Below are 17,606 nucleotides of genomic sequence, written 5' to 3' on the forward strand. Positions count from 1 at the left end.
CCCTCCGTGTCTGGCGGCGCTCATCGGTGCGCCCCACGCGCCGGCAGTTGCAGCACCGGTAGTTGCAGCACCATATCCCACTGGTCGATGCCCGGTCCGAAACCATCCGGCGTCACCTTGACCGTCACGAAACCGTAGCCCGCATAAAAGCCCTGCGTGTGCTGGCTGGTGTTCATGCGCACGCTGGCGACTCCCGGCGTGGCGCCGATGGCGTCCAGGCGCGCCTGCGTCAGCGCGCGGCCCAGTCCCTGGCCGTGCAGATCCTGCGCCACCATGCCCCAGCACAGGCTGGCGACCGTGCCGCCCGCCTCGATGGCATGGCCGCCGCAGGCGACGATGCGGCCGTCGCGCAGAATGACCAGATACGGCTGCGTTGATTCGTCCAGCCAGGCGGCGAAGCCCGCGCGCTCCGACGGGTCGAAAAAGCGCGGCGTATTGCCGTCAAAGAGCGCCAGGCAGGCGTCGCGGTCGCCGGCCCGGTAAGGACGTACTGTTTGCATTTTCTGTACTCAAAAGAACATGAATGCCGATTATACGAGGTGCGCGTTCAGGCCAGCTGTTCCGAAGCGACGACGTGCACGCCCGGCGCGGCGGCCAGCGCCGCTTCCAGCAGGGCGGCGGCGATGCGCGGCGCGGGATTGATGCGCCAGCGGCGCGGCAGCACGGGACCGAGCACACGCAGGAGGCGCAAGGCGGCGCCCTCGCCCGCACGCGCCTCGTCGCGCTCGCCGCCGATCAGCCCAGGCCGCACGCAGGTGAGCGACATGAAGCCCAGTTGCTCCAGGTCGCGTTCCAGCTCGCCCTTGACGCGGTTATAGAAGATGCGCGAGCCGGCATTCGCGCCGGCCGCGGAATTGAGCACGTACGCGCGCGTGCCGGCCGCCAGCGCCAGGCGCGCCACGGCCAGCGGATAGTCATGGTCCACGCGCCGGAACAGCTGCCGCGTGCCCGCCTGCTTCATGGTCGTGCCCAGGGTGCAGATGACGGCATCCATCTGCCACCACGGCGCGTCGGGCGGCAAGCGGTCGAAATCGACGAGCGGCGCATCGAGCTTGGGATGCCCCGGCAAGGGCTTGCGCACGGGGGCGACGACCTGGCTGACGCGCGCGTCGGCCAGCGCCAGGCGCAGCACTTCGCGGCCCACGAGGCCGGTGGCCCCCACGAGTAGCAGTTTCATCGTTTTCCCGTTCAAGTTGCTGTCAGCCACTACCATACACGGAACTCAGGACAGGCGCAGCGCCAGCGCCGCCAGGGTCGCCAGCAGCACGGGCACGGTCAGCACAATGCCGACGCGGAAATAGTAACTCCAGGAAATGTGAATATTCTTGCTGTCGAGCACGTGCAGCCACAGCAAGGTAGCCAGGCTGCCGATGGGCGTGATCTTGGGGCCCAGGTCGCTGCCGATGACGTTGGCGTAGATCATCGCTTCGCGCACGGCGCCCTGCGCCGTCGTCGGGTCGATGGCCAGCGCGCCCACCAGCACCGTCGGCAGGTTGTTCATCACGGACGACAGCAAGGCCGTCAGCACGCCCGTGCCCATGGCCGCGCCCCACACGCCGTACTGGGCGAAATGGTTGAGCATGCCCGTCAGGTAAGCCGTCAGGCCCGCATTGCGCAAGCCATACACGACCAGATACATGCCCAGCGAAAAAACGACGATCTGCCACGGCGCATGGCGCAGCACGTACCGCGTGGAAATCACGTGACCCTTGCCTGCCACGCCCAGCAGCAGCGCGGCGCCCACGGCGGCGATCAGGCTGATGGGCACGCCTAGGGATTCTTGCGAGAAAAATCCCGCCAGCAGCAGCGCCAGCACCAGCCAGCCGGCGCGGAAGGTGGGCAAGTCGCGGATGGCGCTGCCGGGTCGTTTCAGTTGCGCCAGATCATAGTCGCGCGGGATATCCTTACGGAAAAAGAGCAGCAAGGCGGCCAGGGTGGCGCCCACGGCGACGACGTTGACGGGCACCATCACGGATGCATAGCGGGCAAAGCCGATCTTGAAATAGTCGGCCGAAACGATATTGACCAGGTTCGACACCACCAGCGGCAGGCTGGCCGTATCCGCAATGAAACCGGCCGCCATCACGTAGGCCAGGGTGGCTTTGGCGGAGAACTTCAGGGCCCGCAGCATGGCGATGACGATGGGCGTCAATATCAGCGCGGCGCCGTCGTTGGCGAACACGGCGGACACGGCGGCGCCCAGCAGGACCAGCAAGGTAAACAACTTGCGCCCGCTGCCGCCGCCCCAGCGCGCCACGTGCAAGGCGGCCCACTCGAAGAACCCCGCCGCGTCGAGCAGCAGGCTGATGATGATCACGGCAACAAAGGTGCCGGTGGCGTTCCACACGATATGCCAGACGACGGGAATGTCGGCCCAGTGGATCACGCCGGCCAGCAAGGCGACGCCGGCGCCGATGACGGCGCTCCAGCCGATGCCCAGGCCGCGCGGCTGCCAGATGACGAGGATTAAGGTGGCGAGAAAGATCAGGAAAGCGGTGAGCATGGGGCAGTCGTCCAGGAAAAAACGCGAATAATATTCAATATTTCAATACTACTGGAATTATCAAATAAATGTAAGGCGAGAAATGCCCATTCCCGTGCCATCACTGGCTATACTGGCCAGATGCGTGGCCCGATGCAACCTCGCTCCCCCCAGACCAACCAGGAAAGCATGCACATGGCGCAACACAAGACTCCCGGCGTGTATATCGTGGAACAAAACGCGTTTCCCAATTCCGTCGTCGAAGTGGCGACGGCTGTGCCGGCCTTTGTCGGCTACACCGCCAGCGCCAGCCACGGCGGCCGCTCCCTGCGCCAGCAGCCGTGGCGCATCAACTCGATGGCGGAATTTGAAGCCTGCTTCGGCGGCGCGCCAGTGCCCGAATTCATGCTGGAGGAAAACCGCCCGGCCGGCGCGGCAGGCGTGTCATGCACGCTGCGCCAGGCCGCCGGCCGGTTCCTGCTGTATCACAGCATGCAGCTCTTCTTCCAGAATGGCGGCGGCGCCTGCCATATCGTCTCCATCGGCGATTATCATGACACGCCGGACAGCGGCGCACTGCGCGCCGGCATCGATGCCCTGCTGCGGGAGCAGGAAACGACGCTGCTGGCCGTGCCCGACGCCATGCTGCTGGCGCTGGACGACTGCCATGCGCTGCAACGGCACATGCTCATGCATTGCGGCCAGCAGAGGCGGAACCGCTTCGCCATCCTCGACGTCCACCATGGGGCGGCGCCGTTGACGGATGGACCCGTGACGGCGTTCCGGGACGGCATCGGCAGCGACTCGCTGGCCTTTGGCGCCGCCTACTATCCGTGGGTACAGGCCACGGTCGTTGCGCTGGAGGAACTCAATTTCACCCACATCCGCACCACCCAGCGGGCAGCGCTGCAAGACGTGCTATTGCAGGCGCTGGACGCCGGCGGGCAGCGGCAAGCGTCGGCCCTGTTCGAGCAAATGGCCATCGCGGATTCTTCCGAAAACGGCCAGGCCAGCGGCATCGCCGCCATCGACCGTGCACTGCGCGACGTGAGTCCCCTGTACCAGCAGCTACTGCGGGACATGCAGCGGCAACTCAATCTGCTGCCGCCAGGCGCCGCGATGGCCGGCGTGTATACCCGGATCGACAACACGCGCGGCGTGTGGAAGGCGCCGGCCAATGTCAGCCTGGCTGCCGTCAGCGCGCCGGCCGTCAACATCACGCACGAGGACCAGGAAGACCTCAACGTGAGCAGCAGCGGCAAGTCGGTCAACGCCATCCGCAGCTTCGAAGGCGAAGGCACCTTGGTGTGGGGCGCGCGCACCCTCGACGGCAACAGCCTCGACTGGCGCTATATCAACGTGCGCCGCACCATGATCATGCTCGAGGAGTCGCTGCGCCTGGCTATCAAGGCGCATGTGTTCGAGCCTAACGTGGCCAACACCTGGGTCACCATCAAGAGCATGGCGCGCAACTTCCTGACCGGCATCTGGCAGCGCGGCGGACTGGCCGGCGCCACGCCGGACGACGCCTTTAGCGTGGCCGTCGGCCTGAACGAGACCATGACGGCCGACGATATCCTGGAAGGCATCCTGCGGATCACCATCCTGGTCGCGATCAGCCGCCCGGCCGAGTTCATCGAACTCACCTTCCAGCAGCAAATGCAGAAGTCGTGAGGCACCGGGCGCAGCCTGCCTGGCCTACTTGAGTGCGATGGCGATATCGGTCAGTCAGCGAAACCGAGCCGCAAAGCCATCCCGACGACATGCCGACCGCACAGTTCAAGCTGAACTTTACGGAAATCCTCTGGAGCTTCAGCGTGCAGCAAGCGGGCTGAGTCAGGCGTGCAACAGCCCGGCCGGGGCGTTTACGGCTTGACGCCGAGCACGGCCTCGACTTCCGCCTTGCACTGCAATAGCGCCGACAGCAGCAACTCCCGCTGGGCGTGGAAACGCAGGGCCGGTACGCCCAGCGACAGCGCGTAGCGTTCGCTCGTGCCCGTGTTCAGGGCCACGCCGATGCCGCACACGCCCGGGGCGTGCTCTTCCACATCGACGGCATAGCCCTGCGCGCGCACCTGCGCCAGGTGCGGCAGCAGTTGCGCAAGCGCCGCGATGCTCTGGCCCGTGCGCGCTTCCAGGCGTTCGCCGAACAGCTGGCCCAGCGCTTCGTCTGACAGACCCGCCAGCAGCGCCTTGCCGTGCGCGGTGCAGTGGATCGGGTAGGCCGTTCCCACGGCCGAGACGACCCGCAATTCATGGTCCGAACAATACTGGTCCACCGACACCGCGTGCAGGCCGCGGTACACGCACACGTCCACCGTTTCGCGCGTGCGCCGGCCCAACGCTTCCGCATGCGGCCGCAGGACCGCCACCACGTCCGTATGCGCCGACGCGGCCAGGCGCGCGATGGCCGGCCCCAGCTTCACCCCGCCGGCGCCGGAACTGACCAGCTGCTGGGCTTCCAGCGCGGCGACGATGCGGTGCACCGTGGTGCGCGGCAAGTCCGCGCCCTTGGCGATCTGCGCCAGGCTCAGGCCGCCCGTCTGGTTTTCCAGCGCGCGCAGCACCGCCGCCGCGCGCGCAATGACTTGCTTGCCGCTATTGCCTTCGTTTTCTTCACTCATCTCTTTACCCAATTGTGCATGACGATAGCTGCCGTGACGGCATTGACCGGCATTGTACATGGCCCTATAATTGTTCCATCATTCGGAACACTGTTCCGTCCAACGGTTTTCAACTCGCACACCTGGGAGGCGCATGTCCAGCCGCAGTATATCGAAGACAGCAACGTGCACCCTCCTTTCCGTTGCCAGCCTGACCATCATGGTGGGATGCGTGCTGGTCCCGGGATTGCCGTCCATCGCCGCGCGGCTCGGGGTGGCCGACGCCGCCGGCTGGCTCGTCACGCTGCCCGCGCTGGGCGTGGTGCTGTCCGGCCCCTTCGCCGCCATGCTCATGCAGCGCCTGGGACTGCACCGCACCCTGCTGGCGGGGCTGTTCCTGTACGGCTTGCTGGGCGTCTCGGGCATGTTCTTGCATGGCCACCTGGCCGTGTTCGCCAACCGTTTCCTGCTGGGCGTGCCGACGGCGCTCGTGATGGCGTCGGGCACGGGGCTGATCTCGGCCTTGTTCAGCGGCCAGGCGCGGCTGCGCATGATCGCCAGGCAAGGCATGACGATCGAACTGGGCGGCGTGCTCTTCCTCGCGCTGGGCGGCCTGCTGGCCACGGCGGGCTGGCGCTATCCCTTCCTGCTGTATCTGGCCTCGTGGGTACTGCTGGCCTTCGCCTGGCGCTGCGTGCCGGCACCTGCCCCTGCCGGGGATGCCGGCATGGAAGGCGCGCAGCCAGCACCCGGCCCATCGCGCGCCCTGCTCCTCGTCCATGCGCTGGCGGCGCTCTCCATGACGGTATTTTTCGCCGCCATCATCATCCTGCCCCTGCGCCTGCAGCAGCTGGGCTGGAGCGAGGACCGGGCCGGGTATTTGCTTTCCTTCGTGTCGCTGGTGGCCGTGGCGGCCGCCTGGCTGATGCCCCGGGCAGTCCGGCGCCTGCATGAACACGGCACCCTGGGCGCCGCCTTCGCCTGTTATGCGCTGGCGCACCTGCTGTTTGCGGGCGCCGCCGCGCTGCCCGCGCTGCTGGCCGGTGCCGTGGCGCTGGGGATGGGCTTCGGCCTGTCCGTGCCCCTGTGCACGCACATGACGGTCGAGCGCAGCCACTTGCCCAGCCGCAACCGCAATCTCGCCTATCTGTCGATGGCCATCTTCGGCGGGCAATTTCTCTCTTCCTTCATGACCTGCCTGTCCGGCAGCCACGCCACGATGTTTGCCGCCACGGCCGCGCTGGCCCTGCTGGGCGCGGCCGTGGCCGCCGCCCCGCTGCTGCGCCGCCGCCCGGCCGGCACCACCGCTGTTTCCACCACCCACACTGAAAGGTAAGACCATGGATCTCAACGACGTCCACGCCCTGCTGCAGCCCGCGCCCCTGGCGCTGGAAACGGGCTTTGAACGGCTGCCCAGCGGCGTGCTGCACGTGGCGTGCCGCACCGACTTGCCAAATTGCACTGGCGAGATGTTTGAATGGTGGTTCCGCTCGCGGCCCGACACGGAACGCTACCTGATGTGGCACCCGGTAGACCACCTGGCCAGCGGCTGGGCCGAAGGCAGCGCCGGGACGCACATCGGCTCCATCCATCTGGCGGAAGAGTTTTTCAGCGGCATGCCGGCCGAACAGCTGGCCATCCAGTTCCGCGATCCGCGTGAATTCTTTGACGCACAACAATACGCGGCGGCGCGGGCCGAGGGCCGCATTTCTGCCGCCGTGTGCGCCAGGGTGGGCATGAGCTATGCGCCGCCCCGCACGGCGGACGGCGCCGTCATCGGCGGGCGCCTGCTGCACATCGGCCGCGACACGGCCTGGGGCATGACCTTGCGCAGCCATTTCTACATGGGCCAGGACTTGCCGGACGCCGGCCACAGCCCGCAAGAGATCGCCGCCCTCTTCCCCGATGCATTCGCCCGCGCCCTGCTCATGCATTGCTACAACGAATTCACCTTCCTGGCGCAATTCCTGCGTTCCCACTACCAGGCGAAGCACCGCGACAGCGTGCCCGTGGCGCTGCCCTGGTAGACGGAGGTTCACTCCTCAAGGCCGCCGCCCAGCGCCTGGTACAACGCCACGGCCGACTTGAACTGGTCGCGCCGCGCGTCGAGCAGGGCTTGCTGGGCCGCATACGACTGGCGCTGCGCGTCGAGCAATTCCAGGCGGCTGTCCTGGCCCGCGTCGTAGCGCAGCTGCGACAACCGCTGGCGCTGGCGCGCCGCCGCCACCACGCGCTCCTGCGCGGCGATCTGCTGCGCAAACGTGGCGCTGCCGGCCAGGCCGTCGCGCACCTCGCGGAACGCCGCCTGAATCGCCTGCTCGTACTGCAGCACGGCCACGTCCTTGCGCAGGCGCGACAGCTGCAGTTCCGCGCGCAGCTGGCCGCCCTGGAACAGCGGCTGCGTCACTTGCGGCGCGAACGACCAGCTGCGCGCGCTGCCGCGGAACAGGTCGCCCAGTTCCGGGCTGGCCAGGCCCAGCGACGCCGTCAGCGACAGGCGGGGGAAGAAGGCGGCACGGGCGGCGCCGATTTCCGCATTCGCCGCCGCCAGCGCGTACTCGGCTTGCAAAATATCGGGACGGCGCGCCAGCAAGTCCGACGGCAGGCCGGGCGGCAGCTGCGTCAGCACGGGCTGGCCGTCGAGCGGCCGGCCAACGGGCAAGTCCGTTGGCAATGGCGCACCAAGCAGCAATTCCAGGTTGTTGCGCGCAAGAAAGCTGGCCCGTTCGCGCGCCTGCACGTCCGCTTCCGCCGTGGCCGCCTGGCCTTCGGCTTGCGCCACGTCAAGTCCACTGCCCTGCTGCGCGCCGTGCAGGCGCTGCGTCAGGACCAGCGCCTGGCGCCAGTCAAGCAGGGTTTGCCGGGCCAGCGCCAGCTGTTCCTCGGCCAGGCGCTGCTCCAGGTAGGCGTCGGCCACGGCGCCGATCAGGGCCATGTGCGCGGCGCGCTGGCCCTGCTGCGTCGCCAGGTAGCGGGCAAACGCCGCGTCCGACAAGGAACGCAGGCGGCCGAACAGGTCGATCTCGAATGCGCTCAGGGCGATGCCGGCCGTGAAGGTGTTCTGAACCGCGCCATCGGCGCCGCGCTGGCGCACGCCGCCCGCATTCGCGCCGACGCCAGGATAGCGGCCCGCATCCTGGATCTGGTACTGGGCCCGCACGGCTTCCACGTTGAGCGAAGCCACGCGCAGGTCGCGGTTGTTTTCCAGCGCGATATCGACGAGGCGCTGCAGGCGCGCATCGAGCAGCATCTGGCGCCAGCCCAGGTCGGCCGCGGTGCCGGCCGCGCTGTCGGCCGCGACTGGCGCGGCAGATTCTGCATAGCTGGCCGGTATCGGCGCCGCCGGCTTGACCAGCGGCGGCGTCAGGGAACACGCCGACAAGGCCAGCGCGGCCAGGGGCATGATAAAGATCAAACGCATTACGATTCTCCTTCCACCGCCTTGACGGCGGTGCGATTGCGCTTGCGCAAATAATTTCCCGCCTTGTCGACGGCGCCCAGCACCACGACAAAGAACACGGGCACGAAAAACACGGCCAGCACGGTGGCGGTAATCATGCCGCCGAACACGCCCGTGCCGATCGCGTGCTGCGTCTCGGCGCTGGCGCCCGTGGCCAGCATCAGCGGCACCACGCCCAGCGCGAACGCCAGCGACGTCATCAAAATCGGACGCAGGCGCAGGCGGGCCGCTTCCACCGTCGCCTCTACCAGTCCACGCCCTTGCGCCTGCAGCTGGCGCGCATATTCGACGATCAGAATGGCATTCTTCGCCGACAGGCCAATAATCGTGATCATGCCCACCTTGAAGAACACGTCGTTCGGCATGCCGCGCAGCATCACCGCCAGCACGGCGCCCAGCAAGCCCAAAGGCACGACCAGCATCACGGAGACGGGAATCGACCAGCTTTCATACAGGGCCGCCAGCACGAGGAAGACCACCAGCATCGACAGCGCCATCAGCATGGGCGCCTGCGACGCCGATTCCTTCTCTTGCAGCGACTGTCCCGTCCATGCCAGCGCGAAGCCCGGCGGCAATTGTTTCACGAGCCGCTCCATTTCCAGCATGGCGTCGCCGCTGGACACGCCGGGCGCCGCGCTGCCGGAAATGCGCGCCGACGGATAGCCCTGGTAGCGCACCAGCTGCAGCGGCGACTCGCTCCACACGGGGCGCACCAGCTCGCCCAGGGCCACCATGCCGCCCGCGTTATTGCGGATGCGCAAGGCCAGCACGTCGTTCAGTTGCATGCGCGACGGCGCATCGGCCTGGATGATCACCTGCTGCATGCGGCCCGCGTTCGGAAAATCGTTGACATAGGTCGACCCCATGGCCGCCGTCAGCATGTCGCCCACGGCCGTGAACGGCACGCCCAGCGCCTCGGCCTTGGCGCGGTCGATATCGAGGCGCACGCTGGCGCCGGGCGGCAAGCCGTCCGGATACACGCCCGCCACCTTGCTGCTTTGCGCAGCCAGGGCCAGCAACTGGTTCTGCGCCGCCTGCAAGGCTTCGACGCCCTGGCTGGCGCGGTCCTGCAGGCGCAGCGAAAAGCCGGACGAATTGCCCAGTTCATCGATGGCGGGCGGCATCAGGCTCATGATCATGCCCTCCTTCGCCTGCGCCATCGCCGCCTGCGCCAGCGCCACCTCCTCCTGCGCCGTGGCGCCGTGGCGCTCTTTCCAGTCCTTCAGCATGGTGAAGGCCAGGGCCGCGTTCGGGCCGGAGCCGGAGAAGCTGAAACCGAGTACCGACTGGTTCACCTCGATGCCGGGGCGCGACGCCACGTGCTGCTCGTACAGCTTGACGACATCGAGCGTGCGCTCCATGGTGGCGTCGGACGGCAGCTGGATCGACGTCATGAAGTAACCCTGGTCTTCCTCGGGCAAAAAGGCCGACGGCAGCTGCATGAAGGCCACGCCCAGCGCCGCGACGATGGCGCCGTAGACAAACATCGAGCGCCCCGCGCGCTTGAGCATGGCCACCACGCCTTTTTCGTAGCGGGCCGTCATGCGGTCAAACTGGCGGTCGAACCACAGGAAAAAGCCTTTTTTATCGTGGTCGTGCGGGCCGATCGGTTTCAACATCGTGGCGCACAGGGCCGGCGTCAGGGTCAAGGCCAAAAAGGCCGAGAACAGGATCGACACGGCCATGGCCAGGGTGAACTGGCGGTAGATCGCGCCCACGGAACCGCTGGCCAGCGCCATCGGAATGAACACGGCCGTCAGCACCAGCGTGATGCCCACGACGGCCCCCGTGATTTCGCGCATGGCTTTCGACGTCGCTTCCTTCGGCGACAGGCCCTCGGTCGCCATCAGGCGCTCCACCGCTTCCACCACCACGATGGCGTCGTCGACGATGATGCCGATCGCCAGCACCATGCCGAACATGGTCAGCACGTTGACGGAATAGCCGGCCATCAGCATCACGGTAAATGTGCCCAGCAGCGCGATCGGCGCGACGATGGCGGGAATCAGGGTGTAGCGTATCTTTTGCAGGAACAGATACATGACGAGGAAGACCAGCACCATCGCCTCCAGCAAGGTGGCGACGACCTTTTCGATCGAGATCTTCACGAACGGCGCCGTGTCGAACGGCACCGAGTACTTGATCCCGGCCGGCATGGTGTGCGCCAGTTCGGCCATGCGCTCGCGCACGGCGGCCGCCGTCTGCACGGCGTTGGCGCCCGGCGACAGCATGATGGCGGCGCCCGACGCGGCTTGGCCGTTTTCGCGGATGCTGAAATTGAAGCTTTGCGCGCCCAGCGCCACTCTCGCCACGTCGCCGATGGTCACTTTCGAGCCGTCGGCATTGGCGCGCAGGACGATGGCGGCAAATTCGGCCGGCGTGTGCAACTGGCCCTGCACCGTCAGCGGAATCGTCACGCGCTGGCCGTGCACGGCGGGCGAATCGCCGAGGCGGCCCGGCGCGATCTGCGCATTCTGCTGCGCGATGGCGGCCGTCAGCTCGCCCATGGCGATGTTGTACGACACCAGCTTGGCCGGATCGACCCAGATGCGCATGGCCCGCTCGGAGCCGAACAGCTGCACCTTGCCCACGCCTGGGATGCGGCGCAGCTCTTCCGTCACGTTGCGCGCCAGGTAGTCGCCCAGCGCCACTTCGTCATGCTGGCCATGGTCGGAGATCAAACTGACGATCATCAAAAAGCCGGACGACGCCGACTCCACCGTCAAGCCGTTCTGCCGCACGGCTTGCGGCAGGCGCGGCTCGATGGCCTTCAGGCGGTTCTGCACGTCCACCTGTGCCATTTCCGGGTCGGTGCCCGGCTGGAAGGTGACGGTGATCGAGGCCGAACCCGAGGTATCGGTGGACGACTCGAAATACAGCAGGTGCTTGACGCCCGACAGTTCGCGCTCGATCAGGCCCACGACGGAATCGTTCATGGTTTGCGGCGTGGCGCCGGGATAGCTGGCGCTGATGCTGACGCTGGGCGGCGCCACCGAAGGGAAGCGCGCAATCGGCAATTGCGGTATGGCGATCAGTCCGAACAGGACGATAAAGACCGCCACCACCCACGCAAAAACGGGGCGGTTGATGAAAAATTGAGGCATGTCGTCAGACTTTCATTGTATTCAAGGTGTGCATTAACGCGCCGTGGCGGCAGCCGCCGTGGCCACGACAGCCGGCTTCCACGGCTGCGGCGCGGCCGTGGCGCCCGGCTGCAGGCGCTCCTGGCCTTCGATGACGACGGTATCGCCCGCCTTCAGGCCGCCGCTGACCACGTACTGGTGCTCGACCACGTCGCCCACGGCAATCGGCTTCAAGCTGGCTTTGTTCCTGCCGTCCAGCACCCAGGCCTGCGCCTGGCCGCCGCTGCCGCGCAAGACGGCCTGCTGCGGCACGAGCACGCCATGGGCCTGCACGGCGCGGGCGATGCGGGCGCGCACGAACATGCCGGGCAGGAGCTGGCGCTGCGGATTGTCGACCAGCACGCGGATGACGGCGTCGCCCGTGCCCGCATCGACGCTGATGCCCGAGAACAGGATGCGGCCCGTGACGGGATGCGGCTGGCCGTCGGCGCCCAGGATGGTGACGGGCAGCTTGTCCACCCCGGCCGGTCCCGACGCCTGCAGGGCCGCCAGCGCGGACGCCGGCTGGCGCACGTCCACGTACACCTTGTCGATCTGCTGGATGCGCGCCATCGGCGTGGCATCGGCCAGGCCCACGAGTGCGCCTTCCGTCACCAGTTCGGAGCCGATGCGCCCGGCAATGGGCGCCTCGATGCTGGCAAAAGCCAGGTCCAGGCGGCGCCGCGCCAGGGTCGCGCGCGCCTGCGCCACGGTGGCCACGGCCTGTTCGCGCTGGGCCTCGGCGTCGTCATACGCCTGGCGGCTGATGGCATCCGCCTCCACCAGCGGTTTCAGCCTGTCCGCCTGGCTGCTGGCGCGCTTCGCCGTGGCCACCGCGTGCTGCAGGGCGGCGGCGGCGGAATCGACGTCCGCCTGGAACGGCGCGGGATTGAGCTGGAACAGCTTCTGCCCCGCTGTCACGTCGGCGCCCTGCTCGAACTGGCGCCGCAGCACGATGCCGCCCACCTGCGGGCGGATGTCGGCCGTGCGGAAGGCGGCCACCCTGCCCGGCAATTCATCGCTGAGCACGACGGGCGCCGCCTGCAGCTTGAGCACCGTGACGGCGGCGGGCGGTGCCGCGCCTTCTTCCGGCGCGGGTTTGGAACAGGCGGCAAGGCTGAACAGTGCCGCGGCGATCAACATGTTTTTCTTGGAGAGGTGGTTCGGATGCATGGTCTTTTCTATGGCGGATCCCAACCGGCGGTCCGGTCGACAGATAAGCGCAGCATAAAAGGCCAAGGTGGATATTTCGTCAAAGAAATGTGGAGATTCGATGGAGAGAAAGAAGAATGCTAGACTATTTGCATGAACTATCATCACAGCGCCAGCCAGCCCTCGTTTCTTGCCACCACGCCGCCTTCCGCCCTCGTCCTGATCGCCGAAGATGAACCGCAAATCGCCCGCATCCTCGCCGGTTACCTGGAGCGCGACGGTTACCGCACGGCCTTTGCCCTCGATGGCCAGGAAGCGCTGCAGCAGCACCTGGCGCTGGCGCCGGACCTGCTGCTGCTCGACGTGCAGATGCCCCGCGTCGACGGCTGGGGCGTGCTGGCCGAAGTGCGGCGGCGCGGCGAGACGCCCGTCATCATGCTCACGGCGCGCGACCAGGATGCGGACAAGCTGGCCGCCCTGCGCGTCGGCGCCGACGACTACATCATCAAGCCCTTCAATCCGGCCGAAGTGGTGGCCCGCGTGGCGGCCGTGCTGCGCCGCTCGCGCGTGCGCCACCATCCGGTGGGCGGCCAGCGCCTGCGCTGCGGCCCCATCGAAATCGACCAGGAAACGTACGTGGCCAGCGTGCTGCGCGACGGCGCGCCCGTGCCCTTGACCCTGACGTTGACGGAATTTCGCCTGCTGGCCCACCTGGCGCGCACGCCGCGCCGCGTCTGCAGCCGCCTGGAATTGCTGGAGTCGTGCATGCCCGAAAGCAATTCGATGGAACGCACGGTGGACAGCCACGTCAGCAAGCTGCGCAAGAAGCTGGAAGAAGCGGGCGTGATGCACATGCCGGCCAGCCTGCGCGGCGTGGGCTACCGGCTGGAAAGCGACGCCTGATGCGTTTTACGGGTCTGAACCGGCAGATCGTGCTGTCAATGTCCGTGCTGATGGTGTGCAGCATCCTGATCATCTGGATCGGCTCGTGGATCTTCTTCGCCGTCGCCTTCAAGATCGATCCCGGCATGCTGTCCGAGCCCGACGACTGGTCGCCCAGTACCGTCGAATGGCTGTGGATCTTTGCCATCACCATCTTCGGCCTGGGGCTGGCCGCCTTTTTCGCCTTCAAGCTGGCCGCGCGCATCCTGAAACCGATCAATTCCGTGATGGACAGCGTGCGCCGCGTGGCCCATGGCGACCTGTCCGCGCGCGCCTTCGCGGGCGACCGCAGCCTGGGCGAGACGGCCATGCTGGTCGATGACTTCAACAGCATGGCCGAGCGCCTGCAGCGGGGCGCCAAGGAAAGCGAAACGTGGAATGCGGCCATCGCGCACGAACTGCGCACGCCCGTGACCATCCTGCGCGGCACCTTGCAGGGCGTCGTCGATGGCGTGTTCAAGCCCGAGGAAGTGCCGTTTTCCAGCCTGCTGGCGCAAGTCGAGGACCTGGGCCGGCTGATCGAGGATTTGCGCACCCTGAGCCTGGCCGACAGCGGCCACATGCAGCTGCGCATGGCGTGGACGGACCTGACCCTGGAAATCGAGGAAGTGGCCCGCCTGCTGGCGCAGGAAATGGAAGCGGCCGGTTTTACGCTGCAATTGCACCTGTCCGACCATCCCGTCTGCTGCGACGCGGCGCGCATCCGGCAAATCGTGCTGGCCCTGCTCGACAACGCGCGCCGCTATGCCCACCCTGGCCTGCTGCGCGTGCGCACCCGCGTGCAGGCCGGCCAGTACTACCTGAGCGTCGAGGATGCGGGCCCCGGCATTGCAGAGGAACTGGCGCCGCACGTGTTCGAGGCGTTTCGCCGCGGCGACAGCGACGGCGGCGACCTGAACGCGGGCAGCGGCCTGGGCCTGGCCGTGGTCGAAGCCATCGCGCGCGCGCACGGCGGCAGCGCGGCCTGCACGCGCGGCAAGGCGGGCGGCAGCGTGTTTACCGTCAAGTGGCCGGTCGAGCACGGCGCGCCGCCGGCCGCCTAGGCAAGACCGTCGGCGCGGACCATGTCGACAAAGGCGCGCAGCACGGGCGGCATCTGCCGCCGGCCCGGGTAGTACAGGAAGTAGCGCGAAGGCGGCGGCAGGCAGTGCTCCAGCACGCACGCCAGGCGCCCCGCCGCGATATCGGCGCGCGCGTCGGCTTCGTACACATACGCCAGTCCCGCCCCATCGCGGACCGCGCGCAGCATCAGTTCATCGTCGTCGAACACGAGCGGGCCGCCGACGGCGATGCTGACGGCGTCTTCCTCCCGCCCGAACTCCCACGCATACTGGCGCCCGCTGGGAAAGCGCCGGCCTATGCAGGCGTGCGCCAGCAAGTCGCGCGGCGTGCCCGGTGCGCCATGCACCGCCAGGTAGGCGGGCGACGCCACCACCACGAACGGCTGCGGCGCGCCCACGGGCACGGCGATCATGTCGGCCGCCACCTGTTCGCCGAAGCGGATGCCCGCGTCAAAACCGTCGCGCACGATATCGATCATGCCGTCATCGGTGACCACCTCCACCTGCACGCGCGGATAGCGCGCCACAAAACCGGCCAGCATGGGCCCCAGCAGCAGCCGGGCGGCGGGACGGGGCACGTTCAGGCGCAGCTTGCCTGCGGGCACATCCTGCATGGCGCTCAAGTCTTGCAAGGCATCGTCGATCTCGCGCATGGCCGGCGCCAGCCGCGCCAGCAGCTGCTGCCCCGCCTGCGTCGGCGTGACGCTGCGCGTGGTGCGGTTCAGCAGGCGCACGCCCAGGCGCTCTTCCAGCGCGCGCAATGCGTGGCTGAGGGCGGAGGCGGACACGCCCCGCTCCAATGCCGCCTTGCGGAAGCTGCGCAGGCGGGCGACGGCGGCAAAGGCCGTCAATTCGTTGAGGTCAGCCATAGTCGAGGAAAAAATTCATGAGAAAAATTCAGTAATGCATGCAGGATTAGCCATCTTATCGCATGCTGTTGCGTCATCCATACTCCTTGCATCTTTTTTTGAAAGGAAATGACAATGGAACACAGAACACTGGGCAACTCCGGCTTGCGCGTCGCCCCTATCGGCCTGGGCTGCATGGGCATGAGCTTTGCCTACGGCGGCGCCGACGAAGCCGCCTCGCTGCGCGTGCTGCACCGCGCCGTGGAACTGGGCGTGACCCTGATCGATACGGCGGAAGTCTACGGCCCCTACGCCAACGAGGAATTGGTGGGCCGCGCCCTGAAACAGCTGCGCGGCAAAGTCAGCATCGCTACCAAGTTCGGCTTCAAGATCTTGCCGCACGGCCAGGGCGTGGAACGCATGGCCGGTGTCGACAGCCGCCCCGAACATATTCGTCAGGCGGTGGAAGGATCGCTGTCCAGGCTCGGCATCGAGTGCATCGACTTGCTGTACCAGCACCGGGTGGACCCGGCCGTGCCCATCGAAGACGTGGTCGGCGCCATGGCCGAACTGGTGCGGGCGGGCAAGGTGCGCCACCTGGGGCTGTCGGAAGTCTCGGCCGCCACCCTGCGCCGCGCCCACGCCGTCCATCCGATTACGGCCGTGCAGTCCGAATACTCGCTGTGGAGCCGCGAGGTGGAAGCGGACGTGCTGCCCGCCTGCCGCGCGCTCGGCATCGGTTTCGTGCCCTACAGCCCGCTGGGCAGGGGCTTCCTGACGGGCCAGCTGCCGTCCAGCGCCACACTGGCGCCAGACGATTACCGTCACAGCCTGCCCCGCTTCCAGCCGCCGGCGATGGCGGCCAACGCACACATGGTTGCGGAACTGCAGCGTCTGGCAGCCGCGCGCGGTGCCACGGCAGCCCAGCTGGCCCTGGCCTGGCTGCTGGCCCAAGGCACTGACATCGTGCCGATTCCCGGCGCCCGCAGCCTGGCCCACCTGGAAGAGAACGTGGCCGCCGCGCAACTTGCCCTGAGCGGCGCCGAGCTGGCCGCCATCGGCGCCGCCATCGCGCCCGCCAGCGTGCACGGCGCGCGCTACCCGGACACGGAGCTGGCCATGGTGGTGCTGTAACGGGCAAGAGACAGCTCATCTATACAACTCTCTTTGCGGCGCCGCACTTGAAATGGCTGAATCCGCTATCATTTCCAATCTGAACTATTCACTCTGAAAGGGATACACATGTCCGATTTGCTCGAAACACTGCAATGGCGCTACGCCACCAAGAAGATGGACCCGGCGAAAACGGTGCCGCAAGACAAGGTCGAGCGCATCCTGGAAGCCGTGCGCCTGACGGCCAGCTCCAGCGGACTGCACCCGTATGAAGTCTTCGTCGTGACGAATCCGGCCCTGCGCGAGCAGATCAAGCCGCACGCGTGGAACCAGTCGCAAGTGACGGACGCCTCGCACCTGCTGGTCTTTGCCGCCTGGGACAATTACACGGCCGAACGTATCAACGCCCGCTTTGACCTGGTCAACACCGTGCGCGGCTTCAAGAACGAAGGCTGGGAAGCGTACCGCCAGCAGATCCTGGCCACGTATCCGCAGCGCGATGCCGAGACCAACTACCAGCACGCGGCGCGCCAGGCGTACATCGGCGTGGGCACGGCGCTGATCGCCGCGGCGCAGGAAAAGGTCGATTCGACGCCGATGGAAGGCTTTGACCCGGCCAAGGTCGACGAGATCCTGGGCTTGCGCGAAAAAGGCTTGCGCTCCGTCGTCATGCTGCCGCTGGGCTACCGCGCGGACGAAGGCGACTGGCTGGTGGACCTGAAAAAAGTGCGCCCCGCGCGCGAGCAGTTCATTACCGAGCTGGCGTAAGCGCCGCGCCAGCGACTGAAAAGCGGATGCCCTCGCCGGCATCCGCTTTTTTTTC

At 67.2% G+C, this 17,606-nt stretch carries 15 protein-coding genes; 7 read left to right on the plus strand and 8 right to left on the minus strand.

Annotated features, from left to right (window positions below; genetic code table 11):
* Positions 1-20 precede the first annotated feature (20 nt).
* The 3 genes from BXA07_RS26780 to BXA07_RS26790 are packed head-to-tail and all read right to left on the minus strand — an operon-like array spanning position 21 to position 2,503.
* Positions 21-500 carry a GNAT family N-acetyltransferase gene (locus BXA07_RS26780; protein ID WP_076572608.1) on the minus strand — a complete coding sequence of 160 codons (480 nt, stop codon included), beginning with the start codon at positions 498-500 and terminating at the stop codon, positions 21-23.
* Between the two features lie 47 nt (positions 501-547).
* Positions 548-1,177, minus strand: coding sequence for a Rossmann-fold NAD(P)-binding domain-containing protein (locus BXA07_RS26785; protein ID WP_076572610.1), 630 nt, complete (start codon positions 1,175-1,177; stop codon positions 548-550).
* Positions 1,178-1,222: 45 nt separating this feature from the next.
* Positions 1,223-2,503, minus strand: coding sequence for an arsenic transporter (locus tag BXA07_RS26790; RefSeq protein ID WP_076572612.1), 1,281 nt, complete (start codon positions 2,501-2,503; stop codon positions 1,223-1,225).
* A 174-nt stretch (positions 2,504-2,677) separates the two neighbouring features.
* On the opposite strand from BXA07_RS26790, the gene BXA07_RS26795 reads away from it, so the two are divergent.
* On the plus strand, positions 2,678-4,156 hold the full coding sequence (locus tag BXA07_RS26795) for a phage tail sheath family protein (RefSeq protein ID WP_076572615.1): 1,479 nt from the start codon (positions 2,678-2,680) through the stop codon (positions 4,154-4,156).
* Positions 4,157-4,347: 191 nt separating this feature from the next.
* Here the strand turns inward: BXA07_RS26795 and BXA07_RS26800 are convergent, their stop codons facing one another.
* A complete protein-coding gene (locus BXA07_RS26800) occupies positions 4,348-5,106 on the minus strand; it encodes an IclR family transcriptional regulator (RefSeq protein WP_076572618.1) in 759 nt (252 codons plus the stop codon).
* A 133-nt stretch (positions 5,107-5,239) separates the two neighbouring features.
* On the opposite strand from BXA07_RS26800, the gene BXA07_RS26805 reads away from it, so the two are divergent.
* Positions 5,240-6,421 carry an MFS transporter gene (locus BXA07_RS26805; RefSeq protein WP_076572621.1) on the plus strand — a complete coding sequence of 394 codons (1,182 nt, stop codon included), beginning with the start codon at positions 5,240-5,242 and terminating at the stop codon, positions 6,419-6,421.
* A gap of 4 nt (positions 6,422-6,425) precedes the next feature.
* Positions 6,426-7,112 (plus strand): DAPG hydrolase family protein, encoded by a 687-nt coding sequence (locus BXA07_RS26810; RefSeq protein WP_076572624.1) that lies wholly within the window; start codon positions 6,426-6,428, stop codon positions 7,110-7,112.
* An 8-nt stretch (positions 7,113-7,120) separates the two neighbouring features.
* Here BXA07_RS26810 and BXA07_RS26815 read toward each other — a convergent pair whose 3' ends face one another.
* Genes BXA07_RS26815 through BXA07_RS26825 form a run of 3 tightly spaced genes read right to left on the minus strand, consistent with a single transcriptional unit; the run spans position 7,121 to position 12,840 of the window.
* Positions 7,121-8,506: an efflux transporter outer membrane subunit gene (locus BXA07_RS26815; protein ID WP_076572626.1), complete on the minus strand. Its 1,386-nt coding sequence runs from the start codon at positions 8,504-8,506 to the stop codon at positions 7,121-7,123.
* Entirely contained in the window at positions 8,506-11,649 is a 3,144-nt protein-coding gene (locus tag BXA07_RS26820; protein WP_076572628.1) for an efflux RND transporter permease subunit, read from the minus strand. The genes BXA07_RS26815 and BXA07_RS26820 overlap by 1 nt, the downstream gene beginning before the upstream one ends.
* A 33-nt stretch (positions 11,650-11,682) precedes the next feature.
* A complete protein-coding gene (locus BXA07_RS26825) occupies positions 11,683-12,840 on the minus strand; it encodes an efflux RND transporter periplasmic adaptor subunit (RefSeq protein ID WP_076572630.1) in 1,158 nt (385 codons plus the stop codon).
* Positions 12,841-12,972: 132 nt separating this feature from the next.
* Here BXA07_RS26825 and BXA07_RS26830 point away from each other — a divergent pair, with 132 nt between their 5' ends.
* Positions 12,973-13,722: a response regulator gene (locus tag BXA07_RS26830; protein WP_076572632.1), complete on the plus strand. Its 750-nt coding sequence runs from the start codon at positions 12,973-12,975 to the stop codon at positions 13,720-13,722.
* Positions 13,722-14,804 carry an ATP-binding protein gene (locus BXA07_RS26835; protein ID WP_076572634.1) on the plus strand — a complete coding sequence of 361 codons (1,083 nt, stop codon included), beginning with the start codon at positions 13,722-13,724 and terminating at the stop codon, positions 14,802-14,804. Before BXA07_RS26830 ends, BXA07_RS26835 begins: the two co-directional genes overlap by 1 nt.
* Here BXA07_RS26835 and BXA07_RS26840 read toward each other — a convergent pair.
* A complete protein-coding gene (locus BXA07_RS26840) occupies positions 14,801-15,691 on the minus strand; it encodes a LysR family transcriptional regulator (protein ID WP_076572636.1) in 891 nt (296 codons plus the stop codon). The two genes, BXA07_RS26835 and BXA07_RS26840, sit on opposite strands and share 4 nt — an antisense overlap.
* 114 nt (positions 15,692-15,805) lie before the next feature.
* Between BXA07_RS26840 and BXA07_RS26845 the strand changes: the two genes are divergently transcribed.
* Positions 15,806-16,804 (plus strand): aldo/keto reductase, encoded by a 999-nt coding sequence (locus BXA07_RS26845; protein ID WP_076572639.1) that lies wholly within the window; start codon positions 15,806-15,808, stop codon positions 16,802-16,804.
* Between the two features lie 108 nt (positions 16,805-16,912).
* A complete protein-coding gene (locus BXA07_RS26850) occupies positions 16,913-17,551 on the plus strand; it encodes an NAD(P)H-dependent oxidoreductase (protein WP_076572641.1) in 639 nt (212 codons plus the stop codon).
* Positions 17,552-17,606: the final 55 nt, after the last annotated feature.

Origin of the sequence: Janthinobacterium sp. TND4EL3, from assembly GCF_900156175.1 — a bacterium.
Lineage (GTDB): Bacteria > Pseudomonadota > Gammaproteobacteria > Burkholderiales > Burkholderiaceae_D > Janthinobacterium.

Bases quoted from the DNA above. Each gene is read 5' to 3' on its own strand.
- BXA07_RS26835 (WP_076572634.1), top strand. From the start codon at position 13,722: ATGCGTTTTACGGGTCTGAACCGGCAGATCGTGCTGTCAATGTCCGTG.
- BXA07_RS26840 (WP_076572636.1), bottom strand. From the start codon at position 15,691: ATGGCTGACCTCAACGAATTGACGGCCTTTGCCGCCGTCGCCCGCCTG.
- BXA07_RS26800 (WP_076572618.1), bottom strand. From the start codon at position 5,106: ATGAGTGAAGAAAACGAAGGCAATAGCGGCAAGCAAGTCATTGCGCGC.
- BXA07_RS26810 (WP_076572624.1), top strand. From the start codon at position 6,426: ATGGATCTCAACGACGTCCACGCCCTGCTGCAGCCCGCGCCCCTGGCG.
- BXA07_RS26785 (WP_076572610.1), bottom strand. From the start codon at position 1,177: ATGAAACTGCTACTCGTGGGGGCCACCGGCCTCGTGGGCCGCGAAGTG.
- BXA07_RS26795 (WP_076572615.1), top strand. From the start codon at position 2,678: ATGGCGCAACACAAGACTCCCGGCGTGTATATCGTGGAACAAAACGCG.
- BXA07_RS26845 (WP_076572639.1), top strand. From the start codon at position 15,806: ATGGAACACAGAACACTGGGCAACTCCGGCTTGCGCGTCGCCCCTATC.
- BXA07_RS26820 (WP_076572628.1), bottom strand. From the start codon at position 11,649: ATGCCTCAATTTTTCATCAACCGCCCCGTTTTTGCGTGGGTGGTGGCG.
- BXA07_RS26850 (WP_076572641.1), top strand. From the start codon at position 16,913: ATGTCCGATTTGCTCGAAACACTGCAATGGCGCTACGCCACCAAGAAG.
- BXA07_RS26825 (WP_076572630.1), bottom strand. From the start codon at position 12,840: ATGCATCCGAACCACCTCTCCAAGAAAAACATGTTGATCGCCGCGGCA.
- BXA07_RS26780 (WP_076572608.1), bottom strand. From the start codon at position 500: ATGCAAACAGTACGTCCTTACCGGGCCGGCGACCGCGACGCCTGCCTG.
- BXA07_RS26830 (WP_076572632.1), top strand. From the start codon at position 12,973: ATGAACTATCATCACAGCGCCAGCCAGCCCTCGTTTCTTGCCACCACG.
- BXA07_RS26815 (WP_076572626.1), bottom strand. From the start codon at position 8,506: ATGCGTTTGATCTTTATCATGCCCCTGGCCGCGCTGGCCTTGTCGGCG.
- BXA07_RS26805 (WP_076572621.1), top strand. From the start codon at position 5,240: ATGTCCAGCCGCAGTATATCGAAGACAGCAACGTGCACCCTCCTTTCC.
- BXA07_RS26790 (WP_076572612.1), bottom strand. From the start codon at position 2,503: ATGCTCACCGCTTTCCTGATCTTTCTCGCCACCTTAATCCTCGTCATC.